The organism is Francisella marina, from assembly GCF_008369785.1.
Lineage (GTDB): Bacteria > Pseudomonadota > Gammaproteobacteria > Francisellales > Francisellaceae > Francisella > Francisella salimarina.
This window is the reverse complement of record NZ_CP043552.1, coordinates 1,583,664-1,596,016: the sequence shown is the minus strand read 5'-3', so window position 1 is coordinate 1,596,016 and position 12,353 is coordinate 1,583,664. Positions and strand designations below refer to the sequence as shown.

Here is a 12,353-nt window from a genome sequence, read left to right as displayed (position 1 = left end):
TGAATTTAGATACCTAATGCAGGTGAAATTAAGCTATATATTAGCTTTTGAGAAGTTATTTATTTAAAACGGAGGGGTTGAATTTATACTGCTACAAGCTGCATATTTAAAAATCTTATTTGTTATATTTAAATTTCTTATGTATAAAATACATTTAATTTAAAGATTAAAGATCTATTTTTAGACTTTTTGCTAGTGCTTTGAGTTTTTTCATAGTTTCTGGAAGCTTCCTGATGGCTATCCATTGTTTTGCTAATTCAGTATCTTTATAGGCAGGGTATCCCATATGACTCTCACCAGCAGGTACATCCCACATCACACCAGCCTTACCGCCTATTCGAGCTCCGCTACCTATTTTGGTATGATCTTTGATGCCGGCGTTACCTGCTATTACTACACCATCTCCTACTGTTACAGAGCCACTGATACCTGCTTGTCCGCATATCATACAACCTTTACCAATAATGACATTGTGACCTATCTGAACTAGGTTATCGATTTTTGTATAATCACCAATTATTGTTGAGCCGTATTTAGCATTGTCAATACATGTGTTAGAACCAATATCTACAAAACTGCCAATCACAACATTACCTATATGAGGAATTCTAACTATACTTCTACCATCTTCTGAAGGTCTGTAGCCAAATCCATCTGTACCTATAGAGCAGTTTGAGTATAGTCTACAGAAGTGTCCTATAACTGTTCTATCTCGAATTGTAACACTAGGCCATATAATGCAGTTAGTACCAATTTTTGTATCGTTGTAAATACATACATTGGCGTAGATTATTGTATTATCACCAATTTCAACATTTTTACCAATGTATGCTCCCGGGCCAATTGAGACATTTTCACCAATTTTTGCTGATGAGTCTATAACAGCTTTTTCATGAATGCCATTTTGTTCAGGGTATGGTACAGAGAATAGTTCTAGTACCTTAGCCATGGCTAAGTCTGCGTTACTCACTACCAATATTGGCTTATCATTAATTTTTGCTAACGCAGTGCTAATCTTATCGCTGACAATAGCAGCAGCAGCCTTTGAGTTTTCCCAAAGCTTAATATGCTCGTGTTGATCTATCAAAGTCAAATCATTTTCTTTTGCGGATTCTGCATAATTAAGTCCTGAAATAATAACTTCAGTAGACGGGTTATTGATTATTCTTGCTTTTAGAATATCGGAAATTTGTTTGAGAGTGTGTTGCAACATCTTCCCCTAAAGTACACTTGTACTATAAAGATAGCATACTTCAACGTATTTTGATATCAGCTAAAGTTGCATTAGTCACCAACACCAAAATCAGTATTGCTGACAAGTATCTCAAATTGTGGATCATTAAATAGCTCTTTATATTCATCTAAAAACCATTTTTTCAACTCTTCATCTGCTTTTATTGATGTTGTATTGTTTACATATAGATTCAAAGTTGTGTGATTAAAGTGTTTTTTAGCTATTTCAATATCTTTCTCTATTATATCTTTTGTTTGACCTTTGACGCCAATCAAGAGACAAACCGAGTCAAATAGCTCACTTAGTTGTTGGGGTGATGTATGAAAGAATCCTTTATTCAAAATTTTTTCTCTAAACTGATTATCAAAGCTTTCTAAACCAGTTTTGATAAAAATATTAGTATCAAATAGATCTTTGATTTTGTATAGATGGTCTTTGTACATCCAGTGTGCTTCAACAAATAATAATCTGATATTTTTCTCTTTGACTATCTCTTTGATACGCTGTTTAGTTGCCTGAGGAAGTTCAAATATATTGCCGGAATTTATTATTTCAAGAACACCAAACTCTCCGCTAACATTGTTTAAAATATCAAAATTAATAGAGTTGATTTCGTCAATATTTTTTGAGTTATCTAGTATATAGTCACAAAAAGTACATTTTCCATAAGCACAAGGGCGACTTTTTAGCAGCACGATTTCTCTTTTGTAGCGATGGACATCTGTGATTTTGCTATAACGATCCATTATTTGATGTACTCCTGTGCTTGTATTAAGGCTAGCTCATCAGTGTTTAATTCGTGTGTAACCCTGAAGATGCCGTCCAAACATCTAGTAACCAAACTTAGAGCTTCATCTAATGTTTTACCCTTTAAAAGATAACTTAAAAACATCGCTGCAGTAATATCACCTGAGCCACTTACTTTAGGTTGAACTTTATATTTGGCAGATTCCATATAAGAAAAGTTATTGTTCTGGTAAATTGCAATACCAGTTTTATTTTTATCAAAAGACACACTTGTAACGATTATGATTTGTTTTTCATTTTTGGTTTTTACAATTAGACTTTGGCATGCTTTGACTATATCTTCATGTTTTCTTATCTCGACACCGCTTAGTACACTTAGCTCAAATATATTTGGTGTAATTATGTCAGCTAATGGTAATAAATATTTTAAGAATATTTCTGGGTGATCGTTTGATGCAAAAATATGTCCTGTTTCATCTTCATCATATTTATCACCAAAGACAGGGTCACAGCAGTATAGGCTAGCTTGTTTTTTTTCTTTTAGTAATGTGACTGTATTTGCAATAACTTTAGCAACATCGACGTTACCGATATATCCAGATAAGATAGCATCCTGTTTTGCTAAGAAGTTGTTAGTAATCAAGCCTTCTATAACATTTTGAATATCTTCAGCACTAAAAAAAGAACCTTTAAAAAAGTCGTATTGAGTATGGTTTGATAGCTGGACTGTATATATTGGGGAGACTTCTATACCAAGACGCTGCATAGGGAATACGGCAGCCTTATTACCGGCATAGCCATAGGCTACATGAGATTGAATAGATAATACTTTTGGGGTATTTACACTCATTATTTATAATCCTAGATTACTCTTTATGTTTGTTAGTAAATTAACAGATGCTTCTTTATTGCCAAACTTACCTATTCGGATAAGTAAATTAACAGTATTGTCGTTACCTTTGAGTAGTTTTATATTAAAATTAACCGTGTGGCCTTTGTCAAAAAAACTGCCGTTGATAGTGTACGTGCCAGTGATGTTCGCGGTGTCATCATTGATGTTGCTAGTTACTATTTTATTACTACCGTTATTTAGAGCCAAAAGTGTTGCATTGTATACACTTTGCAGGCTAGTGTTATCAATTTTAGCAGAAAAAGTACCATTCACAAATCGTGCAATAGATTCGCCGGCTGAGTTCAGATTGCTAGTTAAATCAGATGTGTTCGAGCAGCTAACTAGTGTTAAACTTACTAGCATTGATACTGCCCACATTTTAAGAATTTTCATAAGAATCTTGTCGATTTTAGTTAATAACCTAAAGTTTATAACACTGTTTAATCTTTGTAAATTAGTTATATCGAGCCTAGACTCTTGAAAAACTAGTAACAACCCATATACTCTACAAAAGAAGATAAGAGGTTTTGGAGAGGCTGTGTCTGTATATAATCAGTTTGAGGAATTACTAGAGTTCTTAAACAATCGTGTTGTTGGTCAAGAAAATTTAAATAAGCGTTTATTGATAGCATTGCTAGCTGGAGGACACTTACTTGTAGAAGGAGCTCCGGGATTGGCTAAGACAACCGCGATCAAAACATTGTCTGAAAGTATAGATTGCTCTTATCATAGAGTGCAGTTTACACCGGATCTTTTACCGGCAGATTTGACAGGTACAGAGATATACATACCTCAGCAACAGAGCTTTGAGTTTCAGTCAGGGCCATTATTTCATAACCTATTACTTGCTGATGAGATAAATAGGGCGCCTGCAAAGGTTCAGTCGGCATTGCTTGAGGCTATGGGAGAGAAGCAAATCACAGTGGGTAAGAAGACTTATCCCTTGTCTAATCTTTTTATGGTGATGGCTACGCAAAACCCAATTGAGCAAGAAGGTACTTATCCACTTCCTGAAGCACAGTTAGATAGATTTATGCTTTTTGTGAAGATTGAGTATCCGGATCCAAAAACGGAAGCAAAGATTCTGGCTATAAGTAGAGGTGAGGCATTAGGGCATAAATTACGCTACCCAAATATTTCTCAAGAAGCAATTTTTGCAGCACAAAAAGAAGTTTTGAATGTTCAGATGTCAGCAGCTCTTGAGCAATATATTATTGAATTGATTCTAGCTACTAGAGACCCATCAAAATATAGTCCAAGTATCAAAAAATGGATTGCCTTTGGTGCAAGTCCTAGAGGAACTATAGCATTAGATAGAGCAGCTCGAGCACATGCTTGGTTATCTGGCAATGACTATGTATCTCCGGGAGATGTTCATGCAGTTATATATGAAGTCCTACGTCACAGAATATTATTAACATTTGAAGCAGATGTTGATGGTATTAAAAGTGATGATGTGATTACTGAATTGCTAAAGGCTGTGCCAATCCCTTAGAGTATCCTCAATGAAAAGTTATAAAGGTGTTAAGGCTGATATTCAAGAGCTTTTGAATCATCGCTATCAGGCAAAGTCACTAAAATTATTTGCTAATCAGAAAGTTAATACGACTAATGCTGGTACGAATATCTCTAATGCAAAAGGTCGTGGCATGGACTTTGATGAGGTTAGACATTATCAAGCAGGCGATGATATTAGATTGATGCACTGGTCACTTACGGCAAGACTTGGTAAGCCATACACTAAAGTTTATCATGAAGAGCGTGAACGTAGTCTGTATTTTATTGTTGATCAAAATAGTACAATGAATTTTGGTACAAGGGAATGCTTTAAATGCGTTAAGGCTGCTAATACATTAGCGTTATTAGGGTTTGGGGCGTTAGAAGCACATGATAAGGTTGGTGGTATCATTTTTGATGATCATGGCTATAATTTCTATCCTGCAAAACAAGATAAATCAGCGTTGATCAAAATGTTTAATTTTATAACGACTGATCACAAAGATTATCAGCTTAAATCTCAAAAGAAATTAGCAGATGTTATAAAGTTTCTGTATGCGAAAGTTCGTAGTAATAGTGTGATAATTATTATTAGTGATTTTAGTAGTTTTGATGAGCAAGCAAAACAGTATCTTAAATTATTGAGAGCTAAAAATGAGGTTATAAATATCTTTAGTTATGATCTTATAGAAAAGGAGTTGCCTGCTTTAGATACATATTATTTTAGTGATGGTGAGCATCGTATAGTATTAGATGCTGCAAGTAAGAAACAAAGAAGTGTTTATAAAAACCTTTATCAAGAAAGATACACTGCGATAAAGGATTTTTCACGTAAGAATAAAACGGGGTTTATTGAGATAGCGACAAATGATGATCTGGTTAAAGCAATAAATTATGGGATAGCTAATTATGCAAACTAATGATCTTTTGGCTCAATTAAAAGATATTTATTTGCCTGCAAGGGTCTTTCAATGGTGGCCTTTGGCTTATGGTTGGTGGTTACTTTTAGGTTTGATTGTACTAACTTTTATTATCTTCTTGATTATTCTACATTTTAGGAAAAAGAGAAATAGTTACAAGGATTCTATTGTTAATGATTTTAGAATGACAATAGAAGAGACTCAACAAAATAAACCTAAAGAAGCTTTGCAGAATATCTCGGTATATCTAAAAAGAGTAGCATTACAAAAATTTCCAAACCAAGAAATCAAAACTCTACATGGTGAGCAATGGCTTGAGTTTCTTGACTCTAAAATGAAAAAGCAAAATTTTAAAAATACCAAAGCTAATATGCTGGTAAATAGTTATAGAGCTATCGAATTAGATAGACAAACGTTAAATGAAATTTTGACTGTGGCAGAGCAGTGGCTAAGGAGAGTATTGTGATTAATATAGAATACCCTTGGTTTTTGGCTTTGGTTATTTTACCTGTTATTAGCTATTGGATATTTCCAAGGGTAAAACATGATAAGCAGCTAGCACTAAAAACTCCATTTTTTGATCAGTTGGAATCTCAGTTGAGAGGCAATAAAAATGGAGACTTTACCAAAGCGAATTATCTTAAATATATTCTAAGTACTATTTGGATATTATTGATTATTTCAGGTTCTGGTATTCAGTGGTTAGGCAAACCAGTTAGCTTGCCGCAAAGTGGTAGGGATCTAATGATGGCTATTGACCTATCTGGTAGTATGGCTATCCAAGATATGCAGAAGTCTAATGGTAAGATGGAGTCAAGATTTGATCTTGTAATGCGTGTTGCTAATGAGTTTTTAGATACACGTCAAGGAGATAGGGTCGGTTTGATACTTTTTGGTACTTGGGCATATTTGCAGACCCCGTTGACTTTTGATATTCCAACTGTCAAAAAAATGCTTGATGATGCGAGTATAGCTCTACCAGGTCCACAAACTGCTATAGGCGATGCTATAGGTTTGGCAGTTAAGAAGCTCAAAAGATATCCAGGTGACTCTAAAGCTCTTGTTTTGCTAACAGATGGTGAAAACAACTCTGGAGCGCTACAGCCTTTGCAGGCAGCAGAACTTGCAAAACAGTATCACATAAAGATATACACCATAGGTTTGGGTGGCGGGCAAATGATGGTTAAGACTACTTTTGGTGAAAGATTAGTTAATACATCAGAAGATTTAGATACAGAAGTATTACAAAAAATTGCCACAATGACTGGAGGGAAGTTTTTTAGAGCGCAAAATAGTACTGATTTGAAACAAGTATACGAGTCGATAGATCAGCTAGAGCCGATAGAGTCAGACAAAACAGTAGTTAGGCCAGTTACATATCTATATCCTTGGAGTCTTGGTTTTGCATTGCTGTTAAGTTTTGTGATGACTATGGTATGGTTGAAGCGTAGGAGAGGATATTAGTATGGATTTTCATTTTCTGCGTCCGTGGTGGCTGTTAGCATTAGTGCTTATTGTAGTTTTTGTTATTTTACTTTTTAGAAGTTCTTCACAAGCAAATAGTTGGACTAAGTATTGTGATAGTCATTTGTTAGAACATGTAGTTGTAGGTAAGCAGTCAAAAACTAAAAAGTCATTAGTGCCATTTTTGTTTTTGTGCTTGTGGATTGTATCTGTGGTAGCATTGGCAGGTCCTACATGGAAATATAAAGATGTGCCTGTATATCAAGAAAATGTTTCGAGAGTTATAGCTTTAGATGTTTCACAGTCTATGGACACTACAGATGTTTCTCCAACTAGGCTTGAGAGAGCCAAGTATAAGACTTTGGATATTTTGCGTAGAATAAAAGAAGGTCAGGTTGGGATGATAGTATTCTCAAGTGAGCCATTTGTTGTTTCGCCATTAACATCTGATGCGAATACTGTTGAGAACCTTGTCCCTGTCATTAATTCAGATATCGTGCCTGTGCAGGGTAATAATATCTATAAAGCTATAGAAAAATCTGCTCAGTTAATTACTCAGGCAGGTGCAAAAAAAGGTCAGATAATTTTGATAACAGATTCAACACCATCAGCGGATGCTATCGCTAAAGCAAAACAGTTAGCAGAGCAAGGTATAGATACTGATGTATATGCAATAGGAACCCCAAAGGGAGGTATTGCTAAAGATGACAAGGGTAATTATATAAAAGATGATGGAGGCAATATCCAGTATTTTGGTATAGATATGAATCAACTTGAAGCATTAGCAAAAGCTGGATCTGGGAAATTAGTGACTTTAACTGCTAATAATACTGATGTTAAAAAGTTATTATCAGATACGCAAGGCAATGGTAAAAAGAAATCAGATAAAAAGTCAGCAAATATCTTTTGGCAGGATGAGGGGATTTATTTTATTTGGTTATTAGTAGCTATGAGTTTACTATTTTTTAGAAGAGGTATTTTGGAGAGAATATGTCGCTAAGAAAATTAATATTTATCTTGTTACTATTGCCATGTTTTTGTTTTGCGAATAAATTGAATGATTTATGGCAAACAAGAGATCAACAAGGCATGGGATATTATGATAGTGGTAATGCAAAAAAGGCGGCTGAAGCTTTTGAAAACAGTAATTGGAAAGGTTCTTCATACTATAAGGCTGGAGACTATCAAAATGCATATCAAGAGTTTAAAAAAGATGATTCAGCTAAAGGGTTGTATAATCAGGGTAATGCCTTAACGCATATGGGCGAATATAAAAAAGCTATAGAAGCATATACAAAAGCTATACAAAAAAGACCAGATTTTGCAGATGCAAAAAATAATTTAGAAGTAGCAAAAGAGCTAGATAAACAAAAAGATAATCAGCAGAATTCTCAAGACAACAAAGACAACAAAGACAACAAAGACAACAAAGACAACAAAGACAACAAAGACAATAAAGACAATAAAGACAATAAAGACAATAAAGACAATAAAGACAATAAAGACAATAAAGACAATAAAGACAATAAAGACAATAAAGACAATAAAGACAATAAAGACAATAAAGACAATAAAGACAATAAAGACAATAAAGACAATAAAGATAATAAAGATAATAAAGATAATAAAGATAATAAAGATAATAAAGATAATCCTGAGCAGTCAGCCGCAGAAGATCAGCGCCAACAAGAACTAAATGATAAAGAGGCGAATAAGCTATTAGCTGCGATAGACAGTAATCCTGGAGGACTTCTTAAAAATAAATTTGCACGTGACTACCAGAGGATGATAGGAGATAAGCGTGAGAACTAAATTATTAAAATTAGTAAGTATACTTTTGCTGTTAATCGCTGGATTGAATATTAGTTATGCTAATGTCACAGCTAGTGTGGATAATACTCATCTTGAGTATGGAGAAACTTTTGAGCTAATACTCCACCTAGATGATTTTGACACTCAGCCTGACCTAGATGTTTTAGATAAAGATTTTACAGTTTATAACACTAGTACCAGCAGTAAGACTACTGTTATAAATGGTAAATCAAGCTCACAATTTGAGATGATTGTTACTCTTATGCCAAATAGATCAGGTAATTTGACAATACCATCAATTAAAGTTGGTAACGAGTCCACTAAGCCAATCTCTATAAAAGTAGATAAAAAACTTTCAAGTGAAGAGGCAAGTAACTATCAAGATATATTTGCCATAGGCACATTAGCCACAAACGAAACTTATGTTAATGTGCCTGTGTTGTATACTTTGAAGTTGTATTATTCGACACCTATTTTGAGTCTGGATCCTAGAAATTTTGATATAAAAAACTCTGAAATAAAACAAACCAATCATAGAAGAACTTATCAAAAGCGTATTAATGGCAAAATGTATGATGTTGTTGAAGAAAGTTTTTTGATAATCCCACATAGAACCGGAACTATTGCTATTCCACCTATCGCAATGCAAGCAACTATTCCGAATAGATTTGGGCAACTAGGAACTAGGGTTAAGAGCTTCTCCACGGATGCCAAATTTTTAAGAATCAAACCAATTCCCCAAAAAATAGCGATTAAGGACTGGTTCCCTGCTTCAGATGTTAAGATTAGTGATAACTGGTCAGCAGGGGATACCATAAAAGAGGGAGAACTACTAACTAGGACTGTAACTATTAAGGCAAAAGGCGTTTTAAGCGAAGATATTCCAAAATTAGAATTTAAATCTTCTGATGCTTTTAATGTTTATCCTGAAAAGCCAGTACTTGAGGATATCGAGCAAGGTGGACAGCTAATAAGTACAGCGACCTATAAGATTGGTTATATGCCTATTAAGCAAGGTAAAACAACAGTTCCTGCTGTTATGTTAAAATGGTTCGATATTGACAATAGTAAATCACAACTTGCGACAATAGCCGCAAAAACATTTGATGTCAAAAAAGGCACTATACCAAGTACAAGTTTTAATGTAGGTAGTCAAACTGCACCACAAGTTATTAAAAAGGTTATTGAAGATACTTTTTGGCGAAATGTGGCTATAGGGATTTTTGTATTATGGCTGATTACATTTATGCTACTCATAAAGTGTAAACTAACTCGAAAAGCTAAAAATATAACTGAAGAAAAGTTTGTTACAGATGATAAAAATCCTGCAAGCATAAAAGATATTAAAAAAGCATGTGCTAATAAAGATAATATACAGCTTCAAAAAGCAATTATTGGTTGGGCTAATACAAAAAGTGATAAGCAACTCTTTTCATTATTAGAGGTTGCTGAGATATTCCCACAATTAAAAGAGCAATTAAAGTCCTTAAATGCGAGCATATATGCCGGAAAAAGTTTTAGTAATTACCAAGAACTTTTAAGTTTGATTAAAAGTACAACAAAAAATACTAAATCTAAATCTGATACACTAATTAAAGGTTTGTATGAATAGGTAGGGATCATGAAAAATTTTTTATTAAGTATATTTATATTTTTGACTTTTGCTGTTTCAGCGAATTCACAAACTGTTCTTATAACTGGTTTTACTCCTTTTGGTGGAGAAAAGATAAATCCATCTTGGCAAGCAGTTAAACAGCTTCCAGACTCTATTGATGGAGCTAAGGTTATTAAAAGACAAATTCCAGTTACATTCAAAGGCTCTGTTAATGAGTTAGATAAGTTAATCAAAGAATATAATCCTGATGTGATTATTGCAATTGGCGAAGCTGGAGGTAGAGCAGCAATCTCTATCGAAAGAGTAGCAATAAATGTCGATGATGCTAGGATTGCGGATAATGATGGCTATCAGCCTAAGGATGTCAAAATATCAACAAATGGTGATAATGCTTATTTCTCTAAGTTACCAATTTATCAAATCCAAGATGCAATACAAGCGCAGGGTATTCCAGCATATATATCTAATAGTGCAGGAACATATGTTTGTAATCATGTAATGTATCATTTACTAGAGACATATCCTAATAAGATAGTTGGATTTATACATGTGCCATATGCACCACAGCAAGTTGTAAATAAAGCTGATATACCTAGTATGAGCACTAATGATGCTACTAAAGCATTAAAGATTGCTATACAAGAGTCATTGATTAAGCAGGGTAGTTAACATGACAAAAGATTGGAAATATTATTTAGGATTGTTGTTATTTATCTTATCATTTGTGCCTTATATTGTGGTTTTTTGCATAATGCCTTTTTTGGGGTTATCTACATCTAGCTATTTGGCGATTTCATCAATTTTGCTTGTTAGTGCGGAGGGAATTTTTCTAATATCAGTTATGCTACTGGGTAAAGTAATAATTGATACGATAAAATTAGCGATTAAGACAATATTTAAATCAGCTTTTACAACACACAAGCCTATTACTCGTACAAGGCATAGCATTGGTTTAGTAATGTTCTTTGCTAGTTTGGTATACCCAACATTATTGCTTGAGATGATACTAATTTTTGACAAAATTAACCAAGTTGGTCAGCTAAATATGATGCTTGTCTTGTTTAGTGGCGATATTATTTTTGTGGCTAGTTTTTTTGTCTTAGGTGGTGACTTTATCAATAAGTTAAAATCAGTATTTAGATACAGTAATTAAGCATAACTCAAATAGAGGGTATAAGAAGATATGTTTCATAGATTTAAGTTAATAGTTTGTTTAATTCTAGTACTATTGCCTTTTAGTCTTTATGCAAAAGATAAAAAGTTAGATTATTCTAATTTCCTCGGGACTTGGACTAATGTGGATAAAAATACTCAATCTATAGTTAAGTTTGAAATAGCTGCCGATGCTAAAGGCAATCCTTTGATTAGTCTAAAGGGAAATTGTTCACCAACATTTTGTGATATTGGGCCGTATAAACTAGTGCTATATGGAGATAGTGTAGCATCTAAAAAAGCGGTATCTGCTATTGCTAATTATGATATTGATTGGTCGAAAGGATATTATGTGCTAAGACTAGAATCAGCTGATAAAGTAGAGCTTTCTTCGTATACTAGTTATGATGGTTTTAGGACTAATAGCTATACTTCAGGTGTCTTTGTAAAGTCAGACTCAGTAGATAAATAGTATCTAGTCATTTGTCTATAGATTCTATTTGTATTATTATGGTTGTGTATTTTGGTAGATAGCTAAATTGTAATTTTTGGAGTGGTAATATTTGTGATGAAAGTAGAGTTTAGAGTTTTACAAACGCCAGATATTAACCAAATGCTAGAAGTGTTGATTGCTACAGTTATCAAAGAATATGACGAATGCAAAACAATAGCGATTCTTGCTCCTACAGGTATTGCAAAACAACTTGATGATGATTTGTGGCAAGATGGTCAGGATTCTTTTATACCACATCATTGTGCTATAGCTGCTAGAGAATATAACCAATATAAAAATATTCCGATTCTTATCACAGATAATTTATTTATCACTTCAGGTTATGATGTTTTGATTAATATTATGGAAGTAGCAGTTGATCCTCAACGAGTAAAAATCAAAGAGTTAAAAGAGTTTGTTTATCAGGAAGATAGAGCTTTGCAGGCTTCGCGTAAGAAGTATGTTTACTATAAGAACTCAAATTTAGAAATAACTACTAACAAAGATAGTTAGTGTTGCTATTGGAC

Annotated in this window: 15 protein-coding genes; 11 read left to right on the top strand and 4 right to left on the bottom strand. The window is 33.8% G+C overall.

Going from position 1 to position 12,353, the window contains the following annotated elements; genetic code table 11:
* Window positions 1–166 precede the first annotated feature (166 nt).
* The 4 genes from lpxD to F0R75_RS07920 form a co-directional block, all read right to left on the bottom strand.
* Window positions 167–1,210 (bottom strand): UDP-3-O-(3-hydroxymyristoyl)glucosamine N-acyltransferase, encoded by a 1,044-nt coding sequence (gene lpxD, locus F0R75_RS07935; RefSeq protein WP_149369223.1) that lies wholly within the window; start codon window positions 1,208–1,210, stop codon window positions 167–169.
* 74 nt (window positions 1,211–1,284) lie between these two features.
* Entirely contained in the window at window positions 1,285–1,980 is a 696-nt protein-coding gene (locus F0R75_RS07930; RefSeq protein ID WP_149369117.1) for a radical SAM protein, read from the bottom strand.
* The gene (pdxY, locus tag F0R75_RS07925; protein WP_149369118.1) at window positions 1,980–2,831 is read right to left on the bottom strand and encodes a pyridoxal kinase; all 852 of its coding nucleotides are present in this window, start codon (window positions 2,829–2,831) and stop codon (window positions 1,980–1,982) included. Before pdxY ends, F0R75_RS07930 begins: the two co-directional genes overlap by 1 nt.
* Before the next feature lie 3 nt (window positions 2,832–2,834).
* Window positions 2,835–3,266 (bottom strand): DUF3568 family protein, encoded by a 432-nt coding sequence (locus tag F0R75_RS07920; protein ID WP_149369119.1) that lies wholly within the window; start codon window positions 3,264–3,266, stop codon window positions 2,835–2,837.
* 145 nt (window positions 3,267–3,411) lie between these two features.
* On the opposite strand from F0R75_RS07920, the gene F0R75_RS07915 reads away from it, so the two are divergent.
* The 11 genes from F0R75_RS07915 (at window position 3,412) to F0R75_RS07865 (ending at window position 12,339) form a co-directional block, all read left to right on the top strand.
* A complete protein-coding gene (locus tag F0R75_RS07915) occupies window positions 3,412–4,368 on the top strand; it encodes an AAA family ATPase (protein WP_004286658.1) in 957 nt (318 codons plus the stop codon).
* Window positions 4,369–4,378: 10 nt separating this feature from the next.
* Complete coding sequence (locus tag F0R75_RS07910) at window positions 4,379–5,290, top strand: DUF58 domain-containing protein (protein ID WP_004286656.1); 912 nt, start codon at window positions 4,379–4,381, stop codon at window positions 5,288–5,290.
* Window positions 5,280–5,756, top strand: coding sequence for a DUF4381 domain-containing protein (locus F0R75_RS07905; RefSeq protein ID WP_149369120.1), 477 nt, complete (start codon window positions 5,280–5,282; stop codon window positions 5,754–5,756). Before F0R75_RS07910 ends, F0R75_RS07905 begins: the two co-directional genes overlap by 11 nt.
* The gene (locus F0R75_RS07900; RefSeq protein WP_042516957.1) at window positions 5,753–6,754 is read left to right on the top strand and encodes a vWA domain-containing protein; all 1,002 of its coding nucleotides are present in this window, start codon (window positions 5,753–5,755) and stop codon (window positions 6,752–6,754) included. The genes F0R75_RS07905 and F0R75_RS07900 overlap by 4 nt, the downstream gene beginning before the upstream one ends.
* Before the next feature lies 1 nt (window position 6,755).
* Window positions 6,756–7,754, top strand: a complete 999-nt coding sequence (locus tag F0R75_RS07895; RefSeq protein ID WP_149369121.1) for a vWA domain-containing protein — start codon at window positions 6,756–6,758, stop codon at window positions 7,752–7,754.
* Entirely contained in the window at window positions 7,745–8,566 is an 822-nt protein-coding gene (locus F0R75_RS07890) for a tetratricopeptide repeat protein (protein WP_149377273.1), read from the top strand. Before F0R75_RS07895 ends, F0R75_RS07890 begins: the two co-directional genes overlap by 10 nt.
* The gene (locus tag F0R75_RS07885) at window positions 8,556–10,178 is read left to right on the top strand and encodes a BatD family protein (RefSeq protein WP_149369123.1); all 1,623 of its coding nucleotides are present in this window, start codon (window positions 8,556–8,558) and stop codon (window positions 10,176–10,178) included. Before F0R75_RS07890 ends, F0R75_RS07885 begins: the two co-directional genes overlap by 11 nt.
* Before the next feature lie 9 nt (window positions 10,179–10,187).
* A complete protein-coding gene (gene pcp, locus F0R75_RS07880) occupies window positions 10,188–10,850 on the top strand; it encodes a pyroglutamyl-peptidase I (RefSeq protein WP_149369124.1) in 663 nt (220 codons plus the stop codon).
* Window position 10,851: 1 nt separating this feature from the next.
* Entirely contained in the window at window positions 10,852–11,334 is a 483-nt protein-coding gene (locus tag F0R75_RS07875) for a transporter suffix domain-containing protein (RefSeq protein ID WP_149369125.1), read from the top strand.
* Between the two features lie 30 nt (window positions 11,335–11,364).
* Window positions 11,365–11,805 carry a hypothetical protein gene (locus F0R75_RS07870; protein WP_149369126.1) on the top strand — a complete coding sequence of 147 codons (441 nt, stop codon included), beginning with the start codon at window positions 11,365–11,367 and terminating at the stop codon, window positions 11,803–11,805.
* Window positions 11,806–11,901: 96 nt separating this feature from the next.
* Window positions 11,902–12,339 (top strand): DNA polymerase III subunit chi, encoded by a 438-nt coding sequence (locus tag F0R75_RS07865; RefSeq protein WP_149369127.1) that lies wholly within the window; start codon window positions 11,902–11,904, stop codon window positions 12,337–12,339.
* Window positions 12,340–12,353 lie beyond the last annotated feature (14 nt).